We start from the raw sequence: 25,067 nt of genomic DNA on the forward strand, positions 1-25,067 counted from the left end.
GCCAGTGCCGCAAAGACACTCGCGCCATGAATGAATCACAGATCCACACCCCGCCCCGAGCCATGTCCTGGCGCATCGCGCCCATCCGCGCCAGCTTTCTGCAGCAGGTGCGCGAACAAGGCCGCGACGACCTGGGCCAGGCGGTTGAACACCACATCGCCCAAGGTGGCGAGCCCTGCCGCGATGTCCTGCGGCGCGCCCGCCCCGGCGAGGCCTTGATCCTCGCCAGCTATGGCCCTTTTTCTCAGGCCGGCCCCTATCGCGAATACGGCCCGGTCTTTGTGCTCGCCGAAGCCTCGGACGAAACGCCAAACCTCCAAGCCCGGCCCTGGGTCGGCGACAGTCCCTACCTCGGGGCCAGCTTCGTGCTGCGCGCCTATTCGACGGCGGAGACCATCGTCGACGGTCAGGTCGTGCCGCAGGAGCAGGCCGAGGCCCTGCTGCAGGCGCTGCTGACGCGCCCGGATGTGGCCTTCGTGCTGGCACGCTTTGCGGGCTATGGCTGCTATGCCTGCCGCCTGGAACGCGCCGAGGGCGCGCCGGCTTGAAGCGTCTGCTGCGATAATCCGCCCCTTTCGCCGACCCGCGCTGCCCAGCTGCGCGCCGCACCCATGTCCGCCGATCAGCAGCCCGACCACATCCCGTCCCATATTGAGAGCGAAGTCAAGCGTCGCCGCACCTTCGCCATCATTTCCCACCCGGACGCGGGCAAGACCACGCTGACGGAAAAGCTGCTGCTGTTCTCGGGCGCGATTCAAATCGCTGGCTCGGTGAAGGCGCGCAAGGCCTCGCGCCACGCGACCTCGGACTGGATGGAGATCGAAAAGCAGCGCGGCATCTCGGTCGCCTCCTCGGTGATGCAGATGGAGTACCGCGACTGCGTCATCAATCTGCTCGACACCCCCGGCCACCAGGACTTCTCGGAAGACACCTACCGCGTGCTGACCGCGGTCGACGCGGCCCTGATGGTGATCGACGCCGCCAATGGCGTGGAGCCGCAGACCCGCCGCCTGCTGCAGGTCTGCCGCGCCCGCAACACGCCCATCCTGACCTTCGTCAACAAGATGGACCGCGAGGTGCAAGACCCGCTGGCCCTGATGGACGAGATCGAGCGCGAGCTGGGCATGACGGTCGTGCCCTTCACCTGGCCGGTCGGCATGGGCAAGCATTTCCACGGCGTGATGGACCTGCGCGAAGAGCGCATGCGCGTGTTCTCGCCCGGCGAGGACCGCGTGGCCGGTGACGAAGAAGTCCTGGAAGGCATCAACAACCCGGCCTATGCCGAGCGCTTCGGCATGCAGTACGAGCAGGCGCAGGGCGAGATCGAGTTGGTGCAGGACGCGGCCGCGACCTTCGACCTGGACGAGTTCCTGGCCGGCCGCCAGACGCCGATGTTCTTCGGCTCGGCCGTCAACAACTTCGGCGTGCAGGAAATCCTCGACGCCCTGGTGCAGTTGGCGCCGCCGCCGGGTGAGCGCGCTGCCATGCAGCGCGTGGTCAAGCCCGAGGAAACGAAATTCACCGGCGTGGTGTTCAAGATCCAGGCCAATATGGACCCGGCCCACCGCGACCGCATCGCCTTCCTGCGCGTGGCTTCGGGCCACTTCGAGCGCGGCATGCGACTCAAAGTGGTGCGCTCGGGCAAGGAGTTACGCCCGAACACCGTGGTGAGTTTCCTGTCGCAACGGCGCGAGCTGCTGGACGAGGCTTTTGCCGGCGACATCATCGGTATTCCCAACCACGGCGTGCTGCAGCTCGGCGACACCATCACCGAAGGAGAGGCCCTGCAGTTCACCGGCCTGCCCTTCTTCGCGCCGGAAATGTTCCGTTCGGTCGAAGTGGCCGACCCGCTCAAGACCAAGCAACTGAAAGCCGGCCTGCAGCAGCTCGGCGAAGAAGGCGCGATCCAGGTCTTCCGCCCCATGGCCGGCAGCGTGCTGCTGCTGGGCGCCGTGGGCCAGCTGCAGTTCGAAGTGGTGGCCCACCGCCTCGAGCACGAGTACGGCTGCAAGGCCCGCATCAGCGGCAGCCGCTTCCAGGTGGCGCGCTGGGTGACCTGTGACGACGAGAAAGAGCTCAAGCGCTTCATCGAAGCCAACGACCACCGCATGGCCCTGGACGCCGTCGACGCGCCCACCGTGCTGGTCGAATACGCCCCCGAGCTGCGTGCCATCGAAGCCAACTGGCCCAAGATCAAGTTCCACGCGCTGCGGGAGCACGCAGGACTGGTGTTCCAGAAGCGACTCGAAGGTTAAGTTGAGTTGAGTGCATCAAGCGTGGCCCGGTGACCGCCCGGCCGCGCCTCGCACGGCCGGGCCGGGGCGAGCCAAGCACCTTTGGCCTTGGCGTCGCAAAAATACACATCCCTCTGTGCTAGCCTGAAGCCACAGGCCCGGTGGCCCGAGGAGCTGCGATGCAAACCCTGAACGAGATGCTGGCGCTCAAGCTGCTGACCCCAGAGCAGCACTTCGAGATCCTCAGCTGGACCACCCGCGCCAAGACGCCCGAGAAGATCATGGAGATGCCGCCGCACCTCTGGCGTTCCCTAGAGCTGGCCGCCGTCTTGATGGGCTTTGAGAGCGAGTCCGCGCAGGCGCTCTGAGCTTGCGGCCTAGTTCACAGTCACTTACACCGAGCCCCTCCCGGCCTCTGCTATCGTCAGGTCAGCCGCGCAGCTGCCATCCGGGCAGCGCTGCGCTTTGTGCCGGCATGCCGGCGGCCCATGGGCGTGCCGCGCCCCGAAATACCGCAATGACCACACACCGCACCCCCACGACCCGGCTGCTGCCGCGCAAGACCTGGCCCCTTCTGATCAGCGCGGCCACGGCCGCACTTGCGAGTGGCCTGGCAGCCCCGGCCCAGGCCGGCAGTGGCACCTTGGACAGCATACGCAGCAGCGGTGAACTGGTGATCGGCTACCGCGCCGACGCCATCCCCTTTTCCTACGATCTGCCCGGTGCCAAGCAGCCGGTGGGCTATGCCATTGAGATCTGCAAGCAGTTGGCCGAGGTGATGAAGAAAGAGCTCAAGCTGAAAGACCTGAGCCTGCGCTTCAAAGCTGTGGACAGCAAGCAGCGCTTCCCGGCCGTGGCCGAGGGTCAGGTCGACCTGGAATGCGCCAACACCACCAACAACCGGGAGCGCCGCGACAAGCTGGGCATGGCCTTCACCATCCCGCACTACATCGCCGGCACCCGCATGCTGGTGCGCAAGGAGTCGAATATCGAGCGCGTGGAAGACCTGGGCGGCAAGCGGGTCATCACCACCAAGGGCACGACCTCGGCGCCGCTGATCAAGGCCAAGGCGCAGGACCTGAGCCTGAGCATCAAGCTGCAGGAATGCGACGACGACCAGCAATGCTTCAATGCCGTCGACAAGCGGCAGGCCGATGCCTATCTGATGGACGACATCCTGCTTTACAGCTTCCGCGCCAGTGCGCCCAAGCCCGAGGAGTTCGCCGTGGTCGGCAAGCTGCTGTCGATCGAGCCCCTGTCCATCATGATGAGCAAAAAGGACCCGGCGCTGAAGAAGTTCGTCGATGTGGAAATGGCCCGCCTGATTCGCAGCGGCGAGGTGGCCAAGCTCTACAAGCATTGGTTCGAGTCGCCGATCCCGCCCAAGGGCTTGCAGCTCAATGTGCCGATGAACTATCTGATGCGGGATTCCTTGAAGTTCCCGACCGACCAGGTCGGGGACTGAAGCTCAAGCACTCGGCTGAGGCTCCAGCACCCGGCCCAGCATGAGCTTGACCAGCACGAGGATCACGCCCGCGGCTGCCACCAGCACGGCATGCAAGGCCCAGAACTGCGTGCCCGGGAGCACGTCCAGCAGGCCCGCCAGCCAGCCGACGAAAGAGTTGCCGATGAAGAGGTGCAAGTAATAGATGCCGATCATCAAGCCCTCCAGCCGGCGCGGCGCTGCGCGCGAATAGAGCGCCAGGCCGACCGGCAGGATATTGGCAAAGCCCAGGTCATTGAGCAGGGCATAACCCACCGTCCAAGCGAAGCTGATCTTCTCGCCGGTGGCCTCGATCTGAGCCGCAGCGATCACCAGCAAGGCCGGCGCACAGGCCGCCATCAAGGCGCCCAGCGCCATCTTCGTGATTTCGTCCGGCTCGCGTCGGCGGGTCGCCCACCAACGCCAGAAGGCCAGCGAGGCGATCATGGTGGCCGTGCTGAGGAAGGCGTCCACCGCCTGCAACCAGGTCACGGGCACCTGCCAGCCGAACATGACCAGATCCATATGCTTTTGCGACCACAGCGGGAAGGCATTGTTGAACTGCTGGTTGCCGACGATGGACAGCATCAGCACCGGGATCAGCGCGATCAGCAAGATCAGACGGGCCCGCTCGTTGGCCGTCATGCGCGGCTTGGCCTCAAGCGTGTTCCGGGCGGCGCTGACCCGCGGCGCCTCGGCCGGCAACCAGCGGCGGCCGGCCAGATAGACCACCAAGCCGATCAGCATGCCTACGCCGGCGGCGCCAAATCCCCAGTGCCAGGCCACCTTTTCGCCGAGCGTGCCGCAGACGATGGGCGCGAGGATCACCGCCACCTGCACGGCCAGCATGAAGATCTGGAAGGCACTGGCACGGCGCTGGTCGCCGGGCACATAGAGCGCACCGACCTGGGCGGCGATATTGCCCTTGAAGCAGCCGACGCCGATCAGCAAGCAGGCCAGCGCAGCCAGGAAACTGGCCTCAAACGCCATCAGGAAATGGCCCAGGGCCATCAGGCTGGCGCCGATGACGACGGTCCGGGTGCGGCCCAGCAAACGGTCGGCCAGCAGACCGCCGAACAAAGGCGTCAGGTAGACCAGGCCGGCGTAGAGCCCGAACACCACCGAGGCCAGCTGCTGCGGCGAGCGCGGGCCGGTGACGCCCTCGATCCAGGCGCGCAGGGTTTCAATGCCTGCGACATGGCCGATGTTCTCGGGCAGGAACAGGTAGTTGCTCAGGTAGAGCACCAGCAGAGCCTGCATGCCGTAGTAGGAAAAACGCTCCCACAACTCGCAAAAGGCCAGCCAGCCCAGGCCGACCGGATGGCCAAAAAAGGCGCGATCGCTGCGCGCCGCCGCATCGGCGACCACTGGCGGGACGATCGCTTCGGCCGGCGCGGACGCCGAAGTGGATGAGGGGGAGAGAGAGGAAGTGCTCACAGGTGTAGAGCCGGCGGCCCAGGACAGCTGGCCTGGGCCCTAGGGCCTCGAATGAATCAGAAGCCGGCACTGTTGCGCAAACCAGGCCCGGGGGCAATCCGCACAGACCAAGGGGCGCAGCCCTGTGTGCGCAGGGCGCCAGCGCGGGACAGACCACCACCGGCCTGGGTGGATTCATCCCCTCGATTCTTCCATCCGTCGCCCTGGGGCTGCGCGCCGGCCGGTCCCGCGCCTACAGTCGCCGCCAGATGTTCCGGCAGACCGGGCTCGAAGTTCAAGCCAGTCCCTGCCGCCTCAGATCAAACACCAACAATTCCACCGACCCGCTATGAGCACTGTCCATCCCGCCTCCCTGCCCGACACCAGCCCGCGCCCGTCCCTGCTGGCCATGGCCGCCCTGCTGGGTCTGGCTCTGCATGCCCCAGCCCATGCCGATGGCCTGAGCGACCTCAAGAGCGCCCTGCAGCGCTTGCAAGGCCAGACGCCGGTGAAGGCACAGCTGGAGGTCAAGACCCTGCGCCGCAGTGGCGAGGGCAAGGAGCTGGACGAAGACCAAGGTGCCGCCGTCATCAGCGTGGAAGATGGCAGCCGTGGACTGCAGCTGATCTACAGCAAGGACTTGCTGGCACGCAGCGAGGCCGAAGAGCGAGCCAAGACCAAGGACAGCAAGAGCAAGTCGCCCACCACCCTGGGCCTCGGTGAACTGAAAACCAGCGATGTGCGGCATATGCTGTCCGCCGCCAGCCATTTGGCGCGCCAGATCGATGAGGCCAACTTCCGCAGCGAAAAAGCCGACAACTACAAGGGCTCGCCCGCACGCCTGCTCAGCTTTGAAGTGCCGATGGAGCGGATCCCCGAAAAGGAACGCAAATACATCAAGAAGTTCGAATCCCAGATGGAGGTCTGGATTGCCGCCGACGGCACGCCGTTGGGCCTGCGCTCGCAGAGCAGCTTTGGCGGCCGGGCCTATATGGTCTTCAGCTTCGAAGGCCGCGCCGAGGATGAGCGCAGCTACAGCGTGGTCGGCGACCGCCTGATCACCGTGCGCCAGGAAACTCGCACCGGCAGCTCCGGCACCGCCGGCAACAGCGACTCCAAAGTGCTGCGCAGCTTGCAGATCCAAAGCTGACAGGGAAGACCCGGCAGACTTCGGGGCCGCCGCCCGGCCCGGCCAAGTCAGGCCGGGCAGACCTGAGCTTTCTCGCCCTCTCGGGCGATGCGCCAGTGGTCCAACAATGGTTGAGCGACCCGCACATGCAAGCGATCAGTCTGCCGCAGGGTGGCTGCAGGAGCGCCGGCACGAGCGAACCGGCGGCGCAAAAGCTGCCTGGCAGCCCATCTCCTGCCTAGGCTACTGGCCGGTTCGTGACCGGCCCGGCCTCGCGGCACCGGGCCCCGCTCAGGGCTTGCTGCTGTAGTTGGCCGGAACCCAGACATAGCCTTTGCCGTCGGCACGCAGGCGGCCGATGCCAGGAAAGGCCACATGGGCCACACCGACGTAATAGCCATTCTTGGCGGCGTCGGCGTAGGCCTTTTCGCGCTGCGGACGGGCGGCTTTGGAATCGCTGTCGAACTGGATGGTCACCGAAGGATCCGGGAATTGCACTGCGGCCACATGCATCAGGTCGCCCCAGATGGCCAGCTTCTGGCCCTTGCTTTCGGCCACGTAGACATTGTGGCCAGGCGTGTGACCGTAGGTGGAGACGGCACGCACGCCAGGCACCAGCTCCACGCCTTGCGGCGAACCCTCGAAAGGCTTGAAGCGGCCGGCCTCCTGGTAGGGCTTGATCGACATCATGGCACCCTTGAAACCGCCTTGCGCGGCCTCGGGGGCCTTGGCCATATTGGACTCGCTGAGCCAGTAGTCGGCCTCGCGCTGGTCGATGCGTACCACGGCATTGGGGAACGCCGCCTTGCCCTCGCTGAGCAGGCCGCCGACATGGTCGCCGTGCAAATGGGTGATGTAGATCTCATCGACCTGCTCGGGCTGGTAGCCGGCAGCCTTGAGATGGCCCAGCAGCTTGCCAAGCGTAGGGCCGAACAGACTGGCGGCCCCCGTGTCGACCAGCACCAGCTTGGCTCCGGTGTTGATCAGATAGCCGTTGACCGAAGTCTCCAGCGGCGTGCCCAGGTAGGCGTGCTGCAGAGCGCGCAAGACCTGACCCGGCTTGGCGCCGGTCAGCAGCTTGTCCATGGGCAGATCGACCGTGCCGTCGTTCAAGGCCGTGACTTCTAAATCCCCCAGCATCATGCGGTAGTAGCCCGGCGCCTGGGTCTTGACTTGGGGCGCGGCGGCCTCGGCGCTGTGAGGAAGGCCGGCAGCCAGCAGAGCGGCGGCCAGGGCAAGACTCGAAGTGGCAAGACGGGACATGGCGGTGTTCCTTGGGCAGGTGAACAAATGGCTGGTTCAAGCCGGGTGCCGGCAAGCATAGCAAGCCGGCTTGCTGCGGGCCGGAGCCGGTGACAATGCCCTCACGAGGACGGAATTCATGAAAAAAATTGGCATCGTCGGCGGCGTGGCCTGGGCCTCGACCGTGGAGATCTACAAAACCCTGTGCCAACTGGCGCAGGCCCGCGCCCAGTCGCTGGACAACGGTCTGGGGCCGACCGGCGCGCCGCAGATGCCCGAATTCAGCATCGAGTCGCTGAACATCGCACGCAGCCAGAGCCTGCGCGGCATCGAGGGCGACGAGGCTTCCTGGGCCGGCTTCGACGCCTACTTCCGCGCGGCGCTCTTGCGCCTGCAGGCCAGCGGCGCCGACTTCGCCCTGATTGCCAGCAACACACCGCACAACCGTTTCGACGCCATCACCGCCGGCCTAAGCCTGCCAGTGCTGAACCTGTTTGAGCTGGTGGCCGCGCAGGCGGCAGCGCTGGGCTTGCGTCGTCTGCTGATCCTGGGCACCGAGCCCACCATGCGGGGTCAGGCCTTGCCGTCCGCCCTGGCGCGCCAGGGCATCGAGGCCTGCGTGCCGGCGCCGGGCAGCGCCGAGCGGGCAGCCTTGGTGCCGCTGATCCTGAGCCTGCAGGCCGCACCTCAGCCCGAAGCCGCCGCTGCGCAGATGCACGATCTGGCGCTACAGACCCTGGGTGCAGCGGCCTTGCAGCAGGACGCGGCCATCTGCCTGGCCTGCACCGAGCTCCCCCTGGCATTCCCGGCCCAGCGCGAGGCGGCGGTGTTTGCAGCCGCTGGCCTGCGCTACCTCAACACCACGAACATCCTTGCAAGGGCGGCGTTTGCACGAGCCCTGGACGAAGCGTGCCACGTGAACCGCTGAGCGCCCCCCGCCACCTCACGACTCACGACTCACGACTCACGACTCACCATTCACCCATTCACCCATTCACCCATTCACCTGTTCACCTGTTCACCCCCCCCCCCCCCCCCCCCCCCCCCCCCCCCCCCCCCCCCCCNCCCCATCACCAAGCTAAAAGCCATGTATTCCTTCGACCTGCAGATGAGCGAGATCCATGTGCTGCTGGCCTGGAGCAGTGTGGCGCTGTTCCTGGTGCGCGGCCTGGCCTTCCAATTCGGCGGCCAATGGGCGCTGGACAGCCGCCTCAGCGTGCTGGTCTTCGGCATCGACGCGCTGATGACCATCACGGGCTTGAGCCTCTGGGCCTTGCTCTTCATGAACCCCTTTCTGCGCGACAGCTGGTTGCTGGCCAAGCTGATCGCCCTGGTGGTCTACACCGGCTGCGCCCACTGGGCCATGGGTCAGGGCGAGTTCCGCGGCCTGGGCTATCTGCTGGCCTTGCTGGCCCTGGCTTATATGTTGGCTTGCTCGATCACCCGCAGCCCCTGGCTGGGGCTGTGAGCACCGGCACCCTCCCCTTGATCGCAGCGCTGACATTCGGTGGCCGGCGGACACCGCCGGTTTCATACGTTACAGAAGACCAATATAAAACCAGATAAACCCCAATCCAAAACCACTTGTGCGCGCTGTGCGCACTACGCAGAATCGTCGAATCCCAACAAGGAGGACGTTATGCGCATTCGAACCCTCGCACTCGGCCTGCTGGCCGCCACGCTGCCAGCCCTGGCCACCGCCCATGGTTACATCAGCGCGCCCGAGTCGCGCAGCCTGCTCTGCAGCAAAGGCGGCAACAGCAATTGCGGCCCCGTGCAGTACGAGCCGCAAAGCCTGGAAGGCCCCTCGGGCTACCCCGCCACCGGCCCGGCCGATGGCCGCATCGCCAGCGCCGGCCTGACCCAGTTCGGCGCCCTGGACGAGCAAACCAGCACGCGCTGGACCAAACGCGCCATCAAGGCCGGCGCCCAGACCTTCTCCTGGACCTTCACCGCCAACCATGCCACGCGCAACTGGCGCTACTACATCACCCGCGCCGACTGGAACCCCAACCTCAAGCTGAGCCGCTCCTCTTTCGAAGCCCAGCCCTTCTGCACGGTAGACGGCGGCGGCAAGCAGCCGCCCAAGACCGTCAACCACAGCTGCACCGTGCCGGCACGCAGCGGCTATCAGGTGATCCTGGGTGTCTGGGAGGTCGCCGACACCACCAACAGCTTCTACAACCTGGTGGACGTCAGCTTCGACGGCACGCCGCCCGTGATCACCTGGAACCCCAAGGGCACCATCTACCCCTCGGTCGACCTGGCCGCCGGTGACAAGGTCGCCACCCGGGTGTTTGACGCCCAGGGCGAGCGGCCCGAGTTCCAGACCCGCATCACCATCGCCAACAGCACGGACGGCCAGCGCAACAACTGGCCCTTCCTGCTGGCCGGCCGCATCAATGCCGAGCAAAGCCAGCTCAAGGCCGGCCAGAAGGCCGCCGACGGCAGCATCAGCCCGGCCTATGGCCAGAACGAGGTCTTTGTGCGCAGCGACAGCAGCCTGGAGCGGGTGGAGATCCAGATCGACAAGACGCCGCCGCCCAATGTCGACCTGCTGGTCAACGGCGTGGCCGCCGAATACACCGCGCCGGCCAGCGGGCCGCTGAACCTCAGCTTCAGCGTCACCGCCGTGGGCGAGTTGGATGTGACGGCCACCTTGTTCGACGCCGCCGGCAACAGCAAGGCCCAGACCAGCGTCTCGCTGAACAACAGCGGCCAGACCCTGAACCTGGCACTCAACCCCGCCACCGCCGGCGCCTACAACCTGGTGGTCAAGGGCAGCCCCAAGGCTGGCGGCAATGTGCTGCAGAAGACCTATGCCATCACCGTCAAGCCGGCTGGCAGCAGCACCTACGACTTTGTGTTCCCGAACAGCCTGGCCAGCTACAAGGGCGGCACCAAGGTGCTGCAGCCCAAGAACGGCAAGGTCTACGAGTGCAAGCCCTTCCCCTACGAGGGCTGGTGCCGGCAGTGGAGCAGCAATGCCACCGCCTACGAGCCCGGTGTGGGCGCACACTGGACCGACGCCTGGATCGCGCGCTGATCACGCCCTTAGGCGCTGAACTTCACGCTGCCACCCGGCGGTGCTGCAATCTGCCCCCGTCCCGCCGAAAAGCTGGGCCGGGGGCAAGCCCTTAAGACTGCCTTCATCGGCATCGGTTCCAATGCGGGGATGACCGCCTTTGCCTCCTCCCGGACCTCTGGGTCCCCCTCCCCCAGGCGCCGCTTCACGCTGGCCCTCAGCGTGGAGCAGCTGCTGCTGATCTCCAGTCTGTTCTGGCTGTTCAGCGCCAACCGATTGTTCTTCGCCGCTGCGCTCAAAGACCGCGTCGCCGGCGATGCCAGCAGCTGGAGCTTCGGCCTGGCCATCGGCGTGATGGTGCTGGCCCTGCATGTCTTGCTGGTCGGCCTGGTGGCCCACCGCTGGACCATCAAGCCGGTGCTCGCCGTGCTGCTGATCGGCACCGCCTGCTCCACCTTCTACATGCAGACCTACGGCGTTTACCTCGACCCGACCATGCTGCGCAACACCTTGCGCACCGACCCGGCCGAGGCCTCGGAGCTGCTCAGCCTGCGCATGGCCGGCCATGTGCTGCTCTGGGCCGGCCTGCCGCTGCTGGCGCTATGGCGGGTGGACCTGGTGCGCCGGCGCAGCTGGCAGCGCGCGCTGCTGGTGCGCCTGGGCGTGCTGCTGCTGGCCCTGGCCACGGCGGTGGCGGCCATCATGGCGGTGTTCCAGCCTTTCTCCTCGCTGATGCGCAACAACAAGGAGATCCGCTACCTGATCACCCCGGCCAACTACATCTGGTCTCTGGGCTCGGTGATCGCGCAAGACCTGAAAGGTGCGGCCAAGCCGCGCCAGCCCCTGGGCCTGGACGCGAAACCGGGCGCGCAGATGAGCGCCCGCGCCAAGCCCCTGGTGCTGGTGCTGGTGGTGGGCGAGACCGCGCGCGCTGCCAACTGGGGCCTGAACGGCTATGCCCGCCAGACCACGCCGCAGCTGGCCCAACTGCCCGAGCTGATCAGCCTGCCGCCGGTCGAAGCCTGCGGCACCAACACCGAAACCTCCCTGCCCTGCATGTTCGCGCCCATCGGCCGGCGCGATTACGACGAAGCCCGCATCCGCGGCAGCGAATCCCTGCTGCACCTGCTGGCCCGCGCCGGCGTGCAAGTGCAGTGGCGCGACAACCAGAGCGGCTGCAAAGGCGTCTGCGACGGCCTGCCCAATGACTATGTCGATGACCAGAATGCCCCCGGCCTGTGCGACGGCAAGCGTTGCCTGGACGAAGGCCTGATTGCCGACCTCGACGCCCGCCTGAGCGCCGCCAAAAGCCAATCCGCCTCCACCCACCTCTGGGTCATGCACCAGCTGGGCAACCATGGCCCGTCCTATTTCCGCCGCTACCCCGAGGCCTTCGAGCGCTTCAAGCCAGCCTGCCAGAAGGACGATCTGCGCCTGTGCAGCAAGGAAGAAATTGTCAACGCCTACGACAACGCCCTGCTCTACACCGACCATGTGCTGGCCGAGCTGATCAAGAAGCTCAAGGCCCGCTCGGACGAAGTGGACACGGCCCTGATCTACGTCTCCGACCACGGCGAATCGCTGGGCGAGAACGGCCTCTTCCTGCACGGCATCCCCTACGCCATCGCCCCCAGCCAGCAGACGCAAGTGCCCATGCTGATGTGGGCCAGCCCGGGCTTCGGCGCCAATGCCGGCCTGGACATGGCCTGCGTTCGCCAGCGCGCCCTCCAGCCGCAGCCGCCCACCCGGCATGACCATCTCTTCCACACCATGATGGGCCTGCTCGACGTGCACAGCAGCGTGTTCGCCCCGGACTGGAACCTGGCTCAGAACTGCAAGATCGGGGCGGCGAAATGAGCGCCCCCGTGCCTGCCGCGGCGCCGGCCTGGCGCCGTGATCTGCTGCTCAGCTTGATCGCCCTGGCCCTGCTGGCCGCCTGGGAATGGAGCGGCCTGGACCTGAGCATCTCGCGCCTCTACGGCGATGCCAGCGGCTTTGCCTGGCGCGAGGCCTGGCTGACGGCGGGCCTGGGCCACCAGGGCGGGCGCAACCTGGCCTGGCTGATCTTCATCGCCTTGATCGTGGACGCCATCCGGCCCTGGATCGCCCGGCCGGGCCGATCGGCCTTGCCCAGCCCGGCGCGCAGCGAGCGGCGTTTCTGGCTGCTGGTGACCCTGGCCTGCCTGGTCGCCATCCCGGCGCTCAAGCAAATCAGCCAGACCAGCTGCCCCTGGGATCTGCAAGAGTTCGGCGGCAGCGCACCCTATGTGCCGCACTGGCTGCTGGGCGTCAAGGATGGCGGCGGTGGCCATTGCTTCCCCTCGGGCCACGCGATTGCGGCCTTTGCCTTTTTCAGCCAGTTCTTCCTCTGGCGCCAGGATCGCCCGGCCATCGCCCGCCTCTGGCTGGCCGGTGTGCTGGTCTTCGGCACCCTGTTCGGCTGGGCCCAGCTGGCGCGCGGCGCCCACTATGTGAGCCACACCCTGTGGTCGGCCTGGATCTGCTGGGCAATTTGCGTGGCGGCTGCGGCCTGGCGGGCGCGCCGCGCGCCGGCCTGAGCGGCGTTCAGTCCGCCAGGCGGCGGCGGATGTCGGCGCGCGCGGCCTCGGCGGCGACCAGGGCCTCGACGCAGTCGCCATCCAGCCGGCCCGCCGCCACTTCACGCCGCAGCTCGGCCAAGCAGTCGGCCTCGCTCCAGCGCGGCTTGTAGGGCCGTTCGGTGGACAGAGCGTCGTAGACATCGGCCACGGCCACGATGCGCGCCACCAGCGGGATCTCGGCCAGGCGCAGGCCCAGGGGATAGCCCGAGCCGTCGCCACGCTCATGGTGGCCGCCCACCACCTCGCGCATGATTCGCGCCATCGGGTCGTCCTGCAGGCTCAGGTCAGCCAAGATGTGCTCGACCAGCTCAAGCCCGATCTGCACATGGCGCTTCATGTGCGCGAACTCTTCGGCGTCCAGTCGGCCGGGTTTGAGCAGGATGCGATCGGGGATGCCCACCTTGCCAATGTCATGCAGGGGCGCGAACAGGTGCACATACTCGACCTGTTCGTCACTGAGGCCATGGCTGGGTGCCAGGGCTTTGGCGATCAGGCGCGCGTAAGCGGCCATACGCTCCAGGTGGCGGCCGGTCTCGACATCTCGGATGCGGGCCAGGCCAGTGGCGATGTCCACCGCGCCCACCAAGGTGTTGACCGCTGCCAAGCGCAACAGGTAAAGCTGGCTGACGATGTCGGCCAGGATGTCCAGAAAGGCCGTGACCTCGGTGCTGAAGACCTCCGGCTCCTTGGCATCGAAAAACAGGAAGGCCGCCAGCTCGTGGCCGCTGAAAATCGGCAAGGTGTAGCTGCTGCGGTACAGCTGGCCGCGCAGCCAGGCTGTGTGCGCGGTGGGGTGGGCAAAGCTGACCTCAATGTCGTGCACGACACGGGCTCGGCGCTCGGTCTTGAGCTGCAGCAGCGAGGGCACATCCGCCAGCACCGCCTCGTAGCGCTGCAAAGCTTCGCCGTCCTCGTTGCTGCTGGCGAAGGTCTTGAGCGCATCGCTGACCGGGTCGTACAGCGCCAGCGCCATACGGCTGATCAATGGAAAACGCGTCTGGATGATGCCGTGCAGGCTGCGCAAGCGCCCGGCCAGGCCGGACTTCTCGATTTCCAGCTGGTGCAGGGCCCAGGTGGACAGTGCTTGACTCATGAAGGGCGCTCCTGGGCCGTCTGCCTCCCAGGTCAGCGGCCACCTTGGCTCATCCTAGCCCTGCTTGCCCTTGATTCAAGCGGGAGATGGGCCGGCTTTCGCGGGCATATTGGGCAAGACAGGCTTCTTGCGAAACACCAGCACATTGCCCGCCATCACGCAGGCCAGGCCCAGCAGCGCCGGCAACGTCCAGCGGTAGCCCTCGAACAGGGCCGAGACATTGAGCGCCACCACCGGGAACAGCACCGTGCTGTAGGCCGCCCGCTCAGGGCCGAGGCGGCCGACCAGGGTCAGGTAGGCGGTGAAACCGATCACCGAGCCCGGAATCGCCAGATACAGCAAGGCACTGCTATAGCGCCAACCCGGCTCGTAGGCAAAAGGCACGCCCTGCAGCAGGCAGTAGCTGAGCAGCAGCAGGGTACCGACCAGCATGCCCCAGGCGTTGGTCTGCGCCGGCTTCAGGCCCTGGCCCTGCAGGGCGGCCGAAAGCAGATTGCCGGTTGAGAAGCACAGCGTGCCACCCAGCGCCCAGGCCAGGCCTTGCAAGGTGCTGGCACTGGCGCCGTGGGCGCTGATCTCGGGCCAGAACAGCAGCAGCAAGCCCCCCAAGCCCAGCGCACCGCCGGCCAGCACCTGGGGCGCCAGGCGCCGGCCATGGACCAGGCGGCCCAGCAGCGCGTTCCAGAGCGTGGAGCTGGAGAACACCACCGCCACCAGGCCGCTGTGGATCAGGGCGCTGGCGTTCAGGAAACAGACGAAGTTGAAGCAGAACAGGCACAGGCCCTGACCCAGCACCCACAGGCCCGCACGACCGCGTGGCCGCTGCAGCTGGCCGCGCCAGGCCAGCCAGGCGAACAAGATCAAAGCGGCCAGGCCGAAGCGGTAGGCAATCGACAGGGGGATGGGCACCACGCCCAGCTGCCACTTCAGGGCTATCCAGGTCGTGCCCCAGATCAACACCACCAGGGCGTACAGCATTGCATTCACGAAATCGGCTCCTCGGAATCAGGGCCAGAGCATGCCGGCCGTGCCCTGCAGTGGATTGCACATTCCTGCGCTTTTTGCGCGCGGCGGCGGGCACTGCAAGCCTGTGCCGTCGAAAATCACGCCATGTCCACTGACCCCGCCTCGCCCAGCCCAGCCGCCGGCGCCGCCCCACCGCCCCAGGTGTTCGCGGTGCTGAGCCAGTCGCGCGCGCAGCTGGAGCGTCAGGCGGACCTGGGCGGCGCCCTGCGCCTGGCCCAGTGGCGCAACCGCGAGGACCACACCGGCTACAACCGCCCCGGCCACCACACCTTGTCGGTCTACCTGCACGGCGGCCAGGATGTGCGCGTGGTTGGCGAACGCAGCCCACTTGATGCCGCGCACGGCCAGCCGGGCACCTTTTGCATCCTGCCGGCCGACCATGAGTCGCAGTGGCAGATCGCCGGCCCACTGCGCTTTGTGCATCTGTATCTGTCCGACAGCGCCTGGGCGCAGCGCATCGTCCGCCTGCTCGACGCCGAGCCGCGCGCCTACACCTTGGCGCCGCGCATCTTCGGCCAGGACCCGGCCTTGGCCGACTGGGCCCGCCTGGTCAGCGGGCTCGACTGGGGCGACACCCAGCAGCGCCTGCAGGCCCACCAGCTCAGCGAAGCCGCACTGGACCGCCTGGTGCTGATGGCCGCCCAACCCCATGCCCGAGAACGCGCCCTGCAACTGGCCAAGGGCGGCCTGGCCCCGGCCGCGCGCCGGCGCGTGCTGGAGCAAATCGAAGCTCAGCTGGCGGCAGGCCAGACCGAGGGCCTGAGCCTGGCCGAGCTGGCGGCCGAGGCCAATCTGTCCGAATTCCACTTTGCCCGCATGTTCCGCCACAGCCTGGGCTGCAGTGTCCACGGCTGGATCAGCCAACGCCGCAGCGCCCGCGCGCAAGCCCTGCTTCGTGAGCGCTCCGAGCTGAGCCTGGCCGAGATCGCTACGCAGTGCGGCTATGCCAGTGCCAGCCATCTGAGCCGCAGCCTGAGAGCGGATTTGGGGGCGACGGCGGGGCAGTGGCGCCGGGCGGGTCTGTAACGACCGGGCCGCTCGTGGGCTAGCTCAGGGTGCTGAGGGTGCCTTCGGCCTAGCTGGTGCTGGTCAGCTGGTTGACGGAGTCATAACCATAGCTGAGGGTCAGGTCTTGCCTTCAGACTTAAGGCCTGACCCTTTGCCCTTCTCTTCTCGCTCCCTGCCAGCGCACTGCCTTGGAGCCCGCTCGCTCAGGATCCATGTGGATTGACCCGCTGCGTCATAACTCCTAGGATAAACGCCACCATCACTCCCGACGAGCGCCACAATGTCGACACAGGAACTGAATTTCCTTCCTCTGGAAGAACTCCCAGAAGAGGTTTTGTTGCAAGTATCTGGCGGTACAGGTGCACTTTTTGTGGTGCCACTGGTGACTGAGGCGATGCAGAACCTAGGCATCGTTCAGTCAGACCAAAGCAATTCATAAGTCTTGACCAGCCAGAGGCCACAGCTCTGACGCGTCGGCCGCATGCGCTTGAGCCTAGCCTTGAATTTCAAGGCCATCGTCACCTGACTGGCTTGCTTGGTACCTAGTGAATTGGCTCAGCGGCTTGCGCGCGGCTGCCTGAGAGCACCGGCACACCTATGTGGACTGCGCGGCGGGCTGCATGGCGGCTGGCGTGGGCCGGGCGCCTAGAATTCGTGGCGCTTCGCCACTCTTGCCCTCCTATGTCTGCCTCCTCCACCCTCGATTTCGCCGGCCGTGCCTGGCGCGTGCGCCGGCCCAAGCCTTTTGTGCTGGTGATCGAGGGGCTGGAGCCGCCTGAAGCAGGCGCTGCGATCGCGCCCAGCGACTATCTGCACGAGATCCTGCTGCAGCCCGAATGGCGTGAACCGTTCTTCCAGCTGGCCGATGCCACGGGTCTGGTGGTCTGCCTGAATCTGGACAGCCGGCACCCGAGCTACCGCGATGTGCGCGGCCGCTCCAGCAAGGGCCGGCTGAGCCAGGGCGAGTACTACCACCACGACGGCTGCTCGGGTCCGACCAAGCCACGCTTTGTCGAGATTCGCTGCCCCTATCAGCCGCAGACCCGCTCCATCGCCACCGCCGTGGCGCCCCACCATGCGGTGGTGGCGGCCATGGTGCAAGCCCTGTCCGAGGAGTTGAAAGCGGCGCCAGCGCTGCAGGCGCTGATGCAGGGCCGCGATCTCTCGCCGGCCGCCGTGCAGTCCATGAGTTATGAAACGCTAGACCAGCTGCAGGGCCAGATCACGCGCACCGTGCGCCGCAAGCTCGACGCCGAGGGCGCGCGCGCCTATTTCCGCGAAGTGGACCGCTTGGCCGACGCTTACTTCGAGCCTTGGCAGCTGGGCGAGAGCCGCATCATCGCCAATGCCAACGGCGGCCCGACCATGCAGCACCGCCGCGCCTACCAAGAGCTCCATGCCGGCGGCGTGGCCAATGGCCATCTGGTCAAACGCTGGCCCAACGAAGAGCTGCCCTTGCCGGGGCAGGCCCTGGACACGGCCCTGTTGGCCTCTTTTTGCAGCGAGGAAGATGGCACGTGTTGGCGGGCCGAAACCGGGGGCCAGGCAGGCGCCGCTCAGGCCCAGATGCGGTAAGGCCAGAAAGCCTCGTCCTCCTCAATGCGGCGGCGCAGCTCTTCGGGGCTGAAGCCGGTAACGCGGCGGGTCTCGCGGCAGAGATGGGCCTGGTCGGTGTAGCCCGCGTCCTGGGCCAGGGCGCTCCAGACCACCTCACCGGCCTCCATCTCGCGGCGCACCTGGAAGAAGGTGGCCTCGGCCCGGCTGATGCCGCGCAAGGCGCGCAGGCTCTGACCACTCCATTGCTTGATGCGCCGCTCGATTTGGCGCAGGCTGGCGCCATGGCCACCGGCAATCGCGCGCAGGGCCAGGTGTTGCATCCAGTCACGGTAGCGGCCGCGCTCGGGCGCGGTGGCACGCTCCTGCTGCAGGGCCAGCCAGCGTGGCAGGAAAAAGGCCTCCAGCAGCGCCATGCACTGTTGCTCGTCCTGCGCGGCCAGCATCTGGGTATTGAGTTGGCGCCAGTCATCGCCAGGCAGAACGCTTTCGATGGGCACATAACGGTCCAGCAGGGCGGCCAGGTCCAGACCGGTCAAGGCATGCAAGGCCTCAGGCTGCAGGGCCACCATAAAGCTGCGGATGCCAGCCTCGGAGCGGAAATGCGCCGGCCGGCTGCGCGGACCGCCGAGCAAGGCGCGGTGTTCGATGGGCCGCAACTGGCCTTGTGCCTCGACCTCCCAGCCGCCGCCCTGCAGCGTCCAGGTCAGGCCGCACAAGGGGCTGGCGGCGAAATGGCTGTCGCGTTGGGCCTCGCTGAGCGGGGCCGCCACACTGGCGGTGTCTCGCCACAGGCAGGCCCGCACGCAGCCGGCCAGGGCAAGGCTGGGCACCAGCAAGCAGGCAACGGCGTCGGGGTGGCGGTTGGTGGTGGGCATGGCGGAAGTGTAGGCAGCGCGCGGGCCCATGCCTGCACGCCCTCCGCACAAGACCCGCCTCATGTCGATTTCGTTCAAGACGCGCTCACTGGACCTGGCCATGATGCGCCGCATGGACGAGCACAGCCCCACCCAACTTCCTGCCGACGCCGGCAAGGCAAAGCGCCCTCAGGCCGCCTCAAGCAAGCCCGGCCCTTCCGGCCCGCGCGGCATCGGGTTTCAGCAGCTGCGCGCCCTGCGCCAGGATTACCTCGGCACGGTGCAAGGCTGGCACCGGCGGTGGGGCGATGTGGTGCAGCAGCGCTTGTTGCTCTACCGGGACTTCAGCTTCTTGCACCCCGAGCATGTGCGCGAGTTGCTGGTGCAATCGCACGAGGGCCTGCTGCGCTGGCCGCGTGCGACCGAGATCTTTGCCTCGGCCCACGGCCAGAGCGTGCTGGTGGCTGAAGGCTCCGCCTGGAAGCGCCAGCGCCAGATGCTGCAGCCCGGATTTGCGCCCAAGCGGGTCGACGCGCTGCTGCCGCTGATGGTGAGCGCCGGACAGCAAGCGCTACAGCGCTGGGATGGCTCCGGCCGCGAGGCCTTCGGCTTCGAGGCCGCCATGACCCAGCTGACCATGGAGCTCATTCTGCGCAGCCTGTTCTCGCGCAGCGACGAGGCCCAGGGTCGCGCCGCGGCGGAGGCTGTGCATGTGCTCAGCGTGGTGGCCATGGGCGAGTTTTACTGGCCGGTCAGCAGCCCGCTGTGGGCGCCCTGGAAAGCGCCCAAGCGACGCGCCCTGGCGACGCTGGATGGCTTCATCCGCCGCGAGCTGGCGCGCCGGCGCGAGGACGACGCCCCGCACGACGACCTGCTCGCCATGATGATGGAGGCGCGCGATGCCAAGGGCCGCGGCTTTGACGAACACGGCCTGCGCGACGAGTGCATGACCACCTTTCTGGCCGGCCACGAGACCACGGCAGCCGCACTCACCTGGTGGGGCTGGTGCATGGCCAGCCATCCGCAGGAGCAGCAGGCGATTGCCGAGGAACTGGACCTGGTGCTGGCTGGGCGCGCACCGACAGCGGCCGATCTGCCCCGGCTGCCACGCCTGAACCGCAGCATCAAGGAGACCTTGCGGCTCTACCCGCCCGGCGCTGCCCTGATCACCCGCGTCGCGGCCACGCCCTTGCACGTGGCTGGCTGCGAGATCCCGCCCGGCGCCATGGTCCGCTTGACCCCGGCCCTGACGCAGCGCGACCCGCGCTGGTTCCAGGAGCCCGAGGCCTTCCGCCCCGAGCGCTTTGACCCGGACAGCGGCCATGGCGAGATCCCGCGCGGTGCCTACCTGCCCTTCGGCGCCGGCCCGCGCGTCTGCCTGGGCAGCCATTTCGCCAGCACCGAGATGATGGTGATCGGCGCCTTGATCCTGCAGCACTACCGCCTATGCCCGGTGCCAGGGCTGCCAGCACCCACGCCGCGCTTGGACATCACCTTGCGGCCCAGCCAAGCCCTGAAGCTGCGCTTGCAGAGGCGCTAGCGGCGCGGCATGGTGCAGAAGGAAATGAAAATCGCCGCTCAGCACCCGAGGGCTGGCAGCGATCGAATGCGGGCCGGGCCCGCGGGGATCTGGGTTCGGCGGCCGAAACCGCTGGCACGCTCAGCGAGCTGCGTGACCCTTGCGGCGGCGTGCGGCCAGCATGCCAAGCAGAGCGATGCCAGTCAGGGCGAAGCTGGCTGGCTCGGGCACCTGGGAGCCGCTCGACTGATTGAAGGCCAAGCGGAAGGCGACATCGGAGCAATCGCTGTGGCAGCCGGCCCAATTCACGCCAGGCGACACGCCACGGCTGTTGTCATAGACGAAGCTGCCATTGGCGTAAGTGTCCTGGAAGTTGTTGGTTCCGATGTAGACACCATCAGCCTCTCCATCAAACAGACCAGCGGCACTGAAGTAGGCGACGTATTGCTTGCTGGCGTCGAGATTCAAGCCGCCGGTGCTGATAGCGATTTCGGTGAAGTCGTTGTAGACACCCGAGAACTCACTGCCGGCAAACAGATTCGAGCCGACGATGCCGCTCCCGCTCCATTCGGCCACATAGGCACGCAGACGCGAGGTGCCATGGCTCGACTTGAGCCAGAAGCTGAAGGAATCGAGACGGGTGTTGGTGGCATCAGCGACCTTGAAGGTCTGGCCATAGGTGGTGGTGTCAGGCTCGCCCAAGGAGGACCAGTGCATGCCGCCGGCCAGGGGATTGACGATCACGGCATCGGCCGAGGCGCTCATGGGCAGCAACGCGCTCAGCGATGCGATGCCAAGGGCCAGGGCGGAGAGAGCGTTCTTGCTGTTCATGATGATGAGGTCCGCGATGCTGCGTTGGGTGGGGCCGGGTGAGGCGATTGCCTGTACTCGGGCTGGACTTCATTGTTGGCTGCGACCTGGCCCCCTGTGCCCCCCGCGCCTGCGGGTGAAAACAAGGGAGCCAGGGGCAAGTCGTGATGAAAGTCGCGCTTCCCAGCCGCGGCCCAGCGCCGCCATAGCGCCTTCAAGCGCCAGGCGTGGCCAGCAAACGCTGCACCAGGCGGCGCGTCAGCGGCGCCAGCAGCAGCACGGCCGGGAAGGCGATCAGCCAGGCCGGCCACCAAGCGCCCAGCCAGTGGGCAAAGAATCCTGGGCCGGGGCCGAGCGCGCGCAGGGTCGCCACGGCCGAGACCAGCAAGGACATCAGGCCCGAGAGGATGAGGCCGAACAGCAGGGGTGCGAGCTTCTGGGCTGCGCCGCGCGCGCTGCTCATGAGGCCTGGGCCGCCAGGGCTGCTGCCGCTGCGGCGGTGTCGGCTTGCGGGCTGCCGACGCGCAGCAGGCTGTGGGCGAAGTGAGCGCCGAACATGCGGGCGGTCTTGATGTCGCCGGGCGCCATCGCTTCGGCCGGCGCGCCGTGCTCGGCTTGCGCCATCAAGCCGGACCAGGAGCCGAGGCGGTTGGCCGCTTGCTCATAGGGCACGCCGGCATGTTGCTCGGGCAAGATGGGGTTGCCGACCCAGAGCATGCCGTGCTGCATGCTGAACACAAACAGAGAGAGCAGGGTCGATTGCTTGTCTCCCGCCGGCAGGGAGGACACGGTGAAGCCGGCGGCCAGGCGACCCTTGAGCGCCTGCTGGCTCCACAGGCGGCCGGTGGCGTCCATGAAGGTCTTGAAGACCCCGGACACGCCGCCGAGGTAGGTGGGCGAGCCGAAGATCAGGCCATCAAAGGCGAGCAGCTCGGCCGGCTGCAGGGTCAGGTCTTCGGCCTTCAGCAGCTGCGCCTGGACCCCGGGCACGCTCTCGGCGCCCAGCAGGATGTGGCGCGCGATGAGCTCGGTGTGGCCGTGGGCGCTGTGATAGACGATGGCGAGGGTTCTGGGTTTCATGGCGGGGTGCTCCAGTTGAGACAACAAGGACTTCAGGCGAACAGGCAGGCAAGGCTCCGCCGGCGCGAAGTCCGGGCGCCAACGAAAGGAAGCAAAAGGGAGATGCCTGGCGGCCGCGCGGGCTCAGCGCATCAGAGGCGCCAGAGCCAGGGCCGCGAGGTAGAGCCCGAGGCCGAAGACCAGATGGTTGGCCAGGCTGCGCAGGCAGTTCTTCAGCGGCGTGGCGGTTTTGCGGGCAAAGAATCCGGCGCCCAGGGCCGGCTGCATCAGGCACAGCGGCATCAGCACCGTGGCCATGCCGAAAGCCAGGGCCGGCCACAGGCTGGGCTGCTGGACCCAGGCCAGGCCCTGCCAAGCCAGCAGACCGGCGGCGAAGCCCAGGCCGACGGCGTAATGCAGCAGCCAGCCCAAGGCCAGCTCATGGCGCACGGGCTCGGCGCGGGCGATGGCCGCATGCACGATGCGACCGCGTGGCATGTGGCCGACCCAGCGGCCGATCAGCCCGAAGCTGGCGCTCGGCGCGCCCAGCATGCGCTTGAGCACCAGCAGCAGCCAGACATCGAACAAGGCCGTCGCGCCCAGGCCGATCCAGGCGATGGCAAAGAGCGTGCTCAGTGCGGTTGAGAGCGGGTCGCTTGTGGCGGCCGCATGGGCTGTGAATGGCATGGTGGGCTCCTGCTGTGGCTTGACGTTCTGAGGCTGTTGCGTTCACTATAGAAGTTGAAGTCAACTTCAAGTCAAGCAGGAGATTGCAGATGGTCATGGACATCGCCGAAGTCGCCAAACGCAGCGGCGTGGCCGCCTCGGCCCTGCGCTACTACGAGCGCCGGGGCTTGATCCGCTCGCTGGACAGCCAGGAGGAGGGCGAGAGTGCCCGGCGCAAATTCGCACCCCATGTGCTGGACCAACTGGCCCTGGTCGCCCTGGGCCAATCCGCGGGCTTTTCGCTCGACGAGATCCGCGACATGCTGACCAGCGCCTCGCCCAAGGGCGCCCAGATCGACCGCAGCCGGCTCACGGCCAAGGCCGACGAGCTGGACCGCAGCATCAAGCAGTTGCAGGCCATGAGCGCGGGCCTGCGCCACGCCGCCGCCTGCCCGGCCGCCAGCCATGCCGACTGCCCCTCGTTTCAGAGGCTCTTGAAGGCAGCGGCGGGCAAGGCCTTGGAGAAGAAGCAAATGCAGGCGAAACAGCGAGCGCCACGGCCACGTGGGCCCGGGGTTTAGCGTCTGGATTCAAGGATTGGCACCGTGGTCATTTCAGTGACCGAACGATGACGTGTCGATCTGATGCAGCAGCCCTGCAGCGCGGCATGCGGGCAAGCCACTAGCCCGCAGCGCTCGGCCCTCGTTAGCATCGATTCCTTTCCAGGGACTCCGGAGCGACAGACGATGAACCGCCAAATTCTCAAGGCCACCTTGCTCGCCGTGGCGCTGGGCCTCTCGGCCGCCACCAACCTGCCTGCACAAGCCGCCGCCCTGCGCTGGGCGGCCCAGAACGACATCCTGACGCTGGATCCCCACTCACAGGACCACAACACCTCCAACACCATTGGCGCCCACATCTACGAGGGTCTGACCCGCCTGGACGCCAAGTACCAGGTCGAACCGTCTCTGGCCACCAAATGGACCTACCTCACGCCCACCCAGGTGCGCTTCGAGCTGCGCCAGGGCGTCAAGTTCCATGACGGCAGCGCCTTCACGGCCGACGACCTGCTGTTCAGCTTCGAGCGCATCCGCCAGCCCTTGGGCACCAAGCAGACCTACGTCTCGGGCATCAAGGAGATCAAGAAGATCAACAGCCACAGCGTGGACCTGATCCTCGAAGCGCCCACGCCCATGCTGCTGACCAACCTCAGCAACTTCTCCATCATGAGCAAGGCCTGGGCGAGCAAGAACAAGGCCGAGAACATCTCCGACTACAAATCCAAGGACGAGAACTTCGCCTCGCGCAATGCCATGGGCACCGGGCCCTACAAGCTGGTGGGCTGGCAGCCCGACCAGAAGGTCAGCATGGTGGCCAACAAGGACTGGTGGGACAGCAACAAGGGCAATGTGACCGAGCTGAGCTACCTGCCCATCAAATCGGCGCCCACCCGCGTGGCGGCCCTGCTCTCCGGCGATGTGGACATCGTCACCGACCTGCCGCCGGCCGACTTTCTCAAGCTCAAGGAGGAAGGCAAGGTCAAACTGATCGAAGGCCCCGAGGTGCGGACCATCTTCTTCGTCATGGACCAGGGCAGCGACGAGCTGCGGGACTCCTCGGTCAAGGGCAAGAACCCCTTCAAGGACCACCGTGTGCGCGAGGCGCTCAATCTGGCCCTGGACCGCGAGGCCATCAAGCGCAGCATCATGCGCGGCCTGTCGGTACCGGCAGCCCTGATGATCCCGCCGGGCGTGAACGGCTACGACGCCGCGCTCGATGCGCCCCTCAAGCCCGATGTCGAGCGCGCCCGCAAGCTGCTGGCCGAGGCCGGCTATCCGCAGGGCTTCGAAGTGCCGCTGAACTGCCCGAACAACCGCTATGTCAACGACGAACAGATCTGCCAGGCGGCGGTGGCCATGTGGGCCAAGATCGGCGTCAAGGTGCGCCTGATCACCCTGCCCTTTGTCACCCACAGCCAGACCTTCCAGCGCTTCGAGTCGCCCTTCTACATGCTGGGCTGGGGCATCTCCACCTACGACGCGCTCTACGGCATGCAGGCCTGGGGCCACACGCGCACCAGCGGCGCCGACGGCAACTTCAATTTCGGCAAGGTCAGCGACGCCAAGCTCGATGCCCTGATCCAGCAGATCAAGTTCGAGCCCGAAGTGGCCAAGCGCAATGCCCAGATCCGCGCGGCCTTGCTGCGCCTGCGCGACGAGCACCTGTTCATTCCTCTGCACCACCAGGTGCGCCCCTGGGCCATGAAGCCGGGTGTCGAGACCTTGCACCGCTCAAATGACCAGTTTGAGGGGCGCTTCACGTCCATCAAATAGGGCGAGCAGACTG

General features: G+C 66.8%; 24 protein-coding genes. 15 read left to right on the top strand and 9 right to left on the bottom strand.

The window, feature by feature from the left end; all coding sequences use genetic code 11:
* Positions 1 to 26: 26 nt before the first annotated feature.
* The 4 genes from LNV23_RS05495 (at position 27) to LNV23_RS05510 (ending at position 3,699) form a co-directional block, all read left to right on the top strand.
* Positions 27 to 548 (top strand): DUF1203 domain-containing protein, encoded by a 522-nt coding sequence (locus LNV23_RS05495; protein WP_263562052.1) that lies wholly within the window; start codon positions 27 to 29, stop codon positions 546 to 548.
* Between the two features lie 63 nt (positions 549 to 611).
* Positions 612 to 2,255, top strand: a complete 1,644-nt coding sequence (locus tag LNV23_RS05500) for a peptide chain release factor 3 (protein ID WP_263562053.1) — start codon at positions 612 to 614, stop codon at positions 2,253 to 2,255.
* Positions 2,256 to 2,413: 158 nt separating this feature from the next.
* The gene (locus tag LNV23_RS05505) at positions 2,414 to 2,602 is read left to right on the top strand and encodes a hypothetical protein (RefSeq protein ID WP_263562054.1); all 189 of its coding nucleotides are present in this window, start codon (positions 2,414 to 2,416) and stop codon (positions 2,600 to 2,602) included.
* A gap of 149 nt (positions 2,603 to 2,751) precedes the next feature.
* On the top strand, positions 2,752 to 3,699 hold the full coding sequence (locus LNV23_RS05510; protein ID WP_263562055.1) for an amino acid ABC transporter substrate-binding protein: 948 nt from the start codon (positions 2,752 to 2,754) through the stop codon (positions 3,697 to 3,699).
* Positions 3,700 to 3,702: 3 nt separating this feature from the next.
* On the opposite strand, the gene LNV23_RS05515 is transcribed toward LNV23_RS05510, so the two are convergent.
* A complete protein-coding gene (locus tag LNV23_RS05515) occupies positions 3,703 to 5,154 on the bottom strand; it encodes a peptide MFS transporter (protein ID WP_263562056.1) in 1,452 nt (483 codons plus the stop codon).
* A 328-nt stretch (positions 5,155 to 5,482) separates the two neighbouring features.
* Here LNV23_RS05515 and LNV23_RS05520 point away from each other — a divergent pair, with 328 nt between their 5' ends.
* Positions 5,483 to 6,283: a hypothetical protein gene (locus LNV23_RS05520; protein WP_263562057.1), complete on the top strand. Its 801-nt coding sequence runs from the start codon at positions 5,483 to 5,485 to the stop codon at positions 6,281 to 6,283.
* A 270-nt stretch (positions 6,284 to 6,553) separates the two neighbouring features.
* Here the strand turns inward: LNV23_RS05520 and LNV23_RS05525 are convergent, their stop codons facing one another.
* Positions 6,554 to 7,525 (bottom strand): MBL fold metallo-hydrolase, encoded by a 972-nt coding sequence (locus LNV23_RS05525; protein WP_263562058.1) that lies wholly within the window; start codon positions 7,523 to 7,525, stop codon positions 6,554 to 6,556.
* A gap of 118 nt (positions 7,526 to 7,643) precedes the next feature.
* On the opposite strand from LNV23_RS05525, the gene LNV23_RS05530 reads away from it, so the two are divergent.
* The 5 genes from LNV23_RS05530 to LNV23_RS05550 all read left to right on the top strand — a co-directional run bounded on the left by LNV23_RS05530 (position 7,644) and on the right by LNV23_RS05550 (position 13,087).
* The gene (locus tag LNV23_RS05530; RefSeq protein ID WP_263562059.1) at positions 7,644 to 8,432 is read left to right on the top strand and encodes an aspartate/glutamate racemase family protein; all 789 of its coding nucleotides are present in this window, start codon (positions 7,644 to 7,646) and stop codon (positions 8,430 to 8,432) included.
* Positions 8,433 to 8,591: 159 nt separating this feature from the next.
* Positions 8,592 to 8,972 (top strand): SirB2 family protein, encoded by a 381-nt coding sequence (locus LNV23_RS05535; RefSeq protein ID WP_263562060.1) that lies wholly within the window; start codon positions 8,592 to 8,594, stop codon positions 8,970 to 8,972.
* Positions 8,973 to 9,143: 171 nt separating this feature from the next.
* Positions 9,144 to 10,550 (top strand): N-acetylglucosamine-binding protein GbpA, encoded by a 1,407-nt coding sequence (gene gbpA / locus LNV23_RS05540; protein ID WP_263562061.1) that lies wholly within the window; start codon positions 9,144 to 9,146, stop codon positions 10,548 to 10,550.
* Positions 10,551 to 10,679: 129 nt separating this feature from the next.
* Positions 10,680 to 12,386, top strand: coding sequence for a phosphoethanolamine transferase (locus LNV23_RS05545; protein WP_263562062.1), 1,707 nt, complete (start codon positions 10,680 to 10,682; stop codon positions 12,384 to 12,386).
* Positions 12,383 to 13,087 carry a phosphatase PAP2 family protein gene (locus LNV23_RS05550; protein ID WP_263562063.1) on the top strand — a complete coding sequence of 235 codons (705 nt, stop codon included), beginning with the start codon at positions 12,383 to 12,385 and terminating at the stop codon, positions 13,085 to 13,087. Before LNV23_RS05545 ends, LNV23_RS05550 begins: the two co-directional genes overlap by 4 nt.
* Before the next feature lie 7 nt (positions 13,088 to 13,094).
* On the opposite strand, the gene LNV23_RS05555 is transcribed toward LNV23_RS05550, so the two are convergent.
* Both LNV23_RS05555 and LNV23_RS05560 read right to left on the bottom strand, forming a co-directional pair.
* Entirely contained in the window at positions 13,095 to 14,222 is a 1,128-nt protein-coding gene (locus LNV23_RS05555) for an HD-GYP domain-containing protein (protein ID WP_263562064.1), read from the bottom strand.
* A 75-nt stretch (positions 14,223 to 14,297) separates the two neighbouring features.
* On the bottom strand, positions 14,298 to 15,200 hold the full coding sequence (locus LNV23_RS05560) for a DMT family transporter (RefSeq protein WP_411910546.1): 903 nt from the start codon (positions 15,198 to 15,200) through the stop codon (positions 14,298 to 14,300).
* A gap of 132 nt (positions 15,201 to 15,332) precedes the next feature.
* On the opposite strand from LNV23_RS05560, the gene LNV23_RS05565 reads away from it, so the two are divergent.
* Positions 15,333 to 16,274 carry a helix-turn-helix domain-containing protein gene (locus LNV23_RS05565; RefSeq protein WP_263562066.1) on the top strand — a complete coding sequence of 314 codons (942 nt, stop codon included), beginning with the start codon at positions 15,333 to 15,335 and terminating at the stop codon, positions 16,272 to 16,274.
* 663 nt (positions 16,275 to 16,937) lie between these two features.
* A complete protein-coding gene (locus LNV23_RS05570) occupies positions 16,938 to 17,831 on the top strand; it encodes a hypothetical protein (protein ID WP_263562067.1) in 894 nt (297 codons plus the stop codon).
* Here LNV23_RS05570 and LNV23_RS05575 read toward each other — a convergent pair.
* On the bottom strand, positions 17,813 to 18,688 hold the full coding sequence (locus LNV23_RS05575) for a helix-turn-helix domain-containing protein (RefSeq protein WP_263562068.1): 876 nt from the start codon (positions 18,686 to 18,688) through the stop codon (positions 17,813 to 17,815). The genes LNV23_RS05570 and LNV23_RS05575 overlap by 19 nt on opposite strands.
* Positions 18,689 to 18,749: 61 nt before the next feature.
* Here LNV23_RS05575 and LNV23_RS05580 point away from each other — a divergent pair, with 61 nt between their 5' ends.
* Positions 18,750 to 20,207 (top strand): cytochrome P450, encoded by a 1,458-nt coding sequence (locus tag LNV23_RS05580; protein WP_263562069.1) that lies wholly within the window; start codon positions 18,750 to 18,752, stop codon positions 20,205 to 20,207.
* 120 nt (positions 20,208 to 20,327) lie between these two features.
* Here the strand turns inward: LNV23_RS05580 and LNV23_RS05585 are convergent, their stop codons facing one another.
* The 4 genes from LNV23_RS05585 to LNV23_RS05600 all read right to left on the bottom strand — a co-directional run bounded on the left by LNV23_RS05585 (position 20,328) and on the right by LNV23_RS05600 (position 22,742).
* A complete protein-coding gene (locus LNV23_RS05585) occupies positions 20,328 to 21,017 on the bottom strand; it encodes a PEP-CTERM sorting domain-containing protein (protein WP_263562070.1) in 690 nt (229 codons plus the stop codon).
* Positions 21,018 to 21,210: 193 nt separating this feature from the next.
* Positions 21,211 to 21,459 (bottom strand): DUF2798 domain-containing protein, encoded by a 249-nt coding sequence (locus LNV23_RS05590; RefSeq protein ID WP_263562071.1) that lies wholly within the window; start codon positions 21,457 to 21,459, stop codon positions 21,211 to 21,213.
* Positions 21,456 to 22,076, bottom strand: a complete 621-nt coding sequence (locus LNV23_RS05595; protein ID WP_263562072.1) for a flavodoxin family protein — start codon at positions 22,074 to 22,076, stop codon at positions 21,456 to 21,458. Before LNV23_RS05595 ends, LNV23_RS05590 begins: the two co-directional genes overlap by 4 nt.
* 123 nt (positions 22,077 to 22,199) lie before the next feature.
* Entirely contained in the window at positions 22,200 to 22,742 is a 543-nt protein-coding gene (locus LNV23_RS05600) for a DUF2938 family protein (RefSeq protein WP_263562073.1), read from the bottom strand.
* A gap of 95 nt (positions 22,743 to 22,837) precedes the next feature.
* On the opposite strand from LNV23_RS05600, the gene LNV23_RS05605 reads away from it, so the two are divergent.
* Both LNV23_RS05605 and LNV23_RS05610 read left to right on the top strand, forming a co-directional pair.
* The gene (locus LNV23_RS05605; protein WP_263562074.1) at positions 22,838 to 23,302 is read left to right on the top strand and encodes a MerR family transcriptional regulator; all 465 of its coding nucleotides are present in this window, start codon (positions 22,838 to 22,840) and stop codon (positions 23,300 to 23,302) included.
* A gap of 165 nt (positions 23,303 to 23,467) precedes the next feature.
* The gene (locus tag LNV23_RS05610; RefSeq protein ID WP_263562075.1) at positions 23,468 to 25,054 is read left to right on the top strand and encodes an ABC transporter substrate-binding protein; all 1,587 of its coding nucleotides are present in this window, start codon (positions 23,468 to 23,470) and stop codon (positions 25,052 to 25,054) included.
* Positions 25,055 to 25,067 lie beyond the last annotated feature (13 nt).

Origin of the sequence: Kinneretia sp. DJ1R-11 (assembly GCF_025717595.1) — a bacterium.
Taxonomy (GTDB): Bacteria; Pseudomonadota; Gammaproteobacteria; order Burkholderiales; family Burkholderiaceae_C; genus Paucibacter_A.

What these genes read in the sequence shown, in the direction of transcription:
- LNV23_RS05510 (WP_263562055.1), top strand. Translation starts at nt 2,752, where the DNA reads ATGACCACACACCGCACCCCCACGACCCGGCTGCTGCCGCGCAAGACC.
- LNV23_RS05565 (WP_263562066.1), top strand. Translation starts at nt 15,333, where the DNA reads ATGTCCACTGACCCCGCCTCGCCCAGCCCAGCCGCCGGCGCCGCCCCA.
- LNV23_RS05535 (WP_263562060.1), top strand. Translation starts at nt 8,592, where the DNA reads ATGTATTCCTTCGACCTGCAGATGAGCGAGATCCATGTGCTGCTGGCC.
- LNV23_RS05550 (WP_263562063.1), top strand. Translation starts at nt 12,383, where the DNA reads ATGAGCGCCCCCGTGCCTGCCGCGGCGCCGGCCTGGCGCCGTGATCTG.
- LNV23_RS05545 (WP_263562062.1), top strand. Translation starts at nt 10,680, where the DNA reads ATGACCGCCTTTGCCTCCTCCCGGACCTCTGGGTCCCCCTCCCCCAGG.
- LNV23_RS05530 (WP_263562059.1), top strand. Translation starts at nt 7,644, where the DNA reads ATGAAAAAAATTGGCATCGTCGGCGGCGTGGCCTGGGCCTCGACCGTG.
- LNV23_RS05570 (WP_263562067.1), top strand. Translation starts at nt 16,938, where the DNA reads ATGTCTGCCTCCTCCACCCTCGATTTCGCCGGCCGTGCCTGGCGCGTG.
- LNV23_RS05525 (WP_263562058.1), bottom strand. Translation starts at nt 7,525, where the DNA reads ATGTCCCGTCTTGCCACTTCGAGTCTTGCCCTGGCCGCCGCTCTGCTG.
- LNV23_RS05585 (WP_263562070.1), bottom strand. Translation starts at nt 21,017, where the DNA reads ATGAACAGCAAGAACGCTCTCTCCGCCCTGGCCCTTGGCATCGCATCG.
- LNV23_RS05560 (WP_411910546.1), bottom strand. Translation starts at nt 15,200, where the DNA reads ATGCTGTACGCCCTGGTGGTGTTGATCTGGGGCACGACCTGGATAGCC.
- LNV23_RS05505 (WP_263562054.1), top strand. Translation starts at nt 2,414, where the DNA reads ATGCAAACCCTGAACGAGATGCTGGCGCTCAAGCTGCTGACCCCAGAG.
- LNV23_RS05500 (WP_263562053.1), top strand. Translation starts at nt 612, where the DNA reads ATGTCCGCCGATCAGCAGCCCGACCACATCCCGTCCCATATTGAGAGC.
- LNV23_RS05555 (WP_263562064.1), bottom strand. Translation starts at nt 14,222, where the DNA reads ATGAGTCAAGCACTGTCCACCTGGGCCCTGCACCAGCTGGAAATCGAG.
- LNV23_RS05575 (WP_263562068.1), bottom strand. Translation starts at nt 18,688, where the DNA reads ATGCCCACCACCAACCGCCACCCCGACGCCGTTGCCTGCTTGCTGGTG.
- LNV23_RS05580 (WP_263562069.1), top strand. Translation starts at nt 18,750, where the DNA reads ATGTCGATTTCGTTCAAGACGCGCTCACTGGACCTGGCCATGATGCGC.
- LNV23_RS05595 (WP_263562072.1), bottom strand. Translation starts at nt 22,076, where the DNA reads ATGAAACCCAGAACCCTCGCCATCGTCTATCACAGCGCCCACGGCCAC.
- LNV23_RS05590 (WP_263562071.1), bottom strand. Translation starts at nt 21,459, where the DNA reads ATGAGCAGCGCGCGCGGCGCAGCCCAGAAGCTCGCACCCCTGCTGTTC.
- LNV23_RS05610 (WP_263562075.1), top strand. Translation starts at nt 23,468, where the DNA reads ATGAACCGCCAAATTCTCAAGGCCACCTTGCTCGCCGTGGCGCTGGGC.
- LNV23_RS05605 (WP_263562074.1), top strand. Translation starts at nt 22,838, where the DNA reads ATGGACATCGCCGAAGTCGCCAAACGCAGCGGCGTGGCCGCCTCGGCC.
- LNV23_RS05495 (WP_263562052.1), top strand. Translation starts at nt 27, where the DNA reads ATGAATGAATCACAGATCCACACCCCGCCCCGAGCCATGTCCTGGCGC.
- LNV23_RS05520 (WP_263562057.1), top strand. Translation starts at nt 5,483, where the DNA reads ATGAGCACTGTCCATCCCGCCTCCCTGCCCGACACCAGCCCGCGCCCG.
- LNV23_RS05600 (WP_263562073.1), bottom strand. Translation starts at nt 22,742, where the DNA reads ATGCCATTCACAGCCCATGCGGCCGCCACAAGCGACCCGCTCTCAACC.
- gbpA (WP_263562061.1), top strand. Translation starts at nt 9,144, where the DNA reads ATGCGCATTCGAACCCTCGCACTCGGCCTGCTGGCCGCCACGCTGCCA.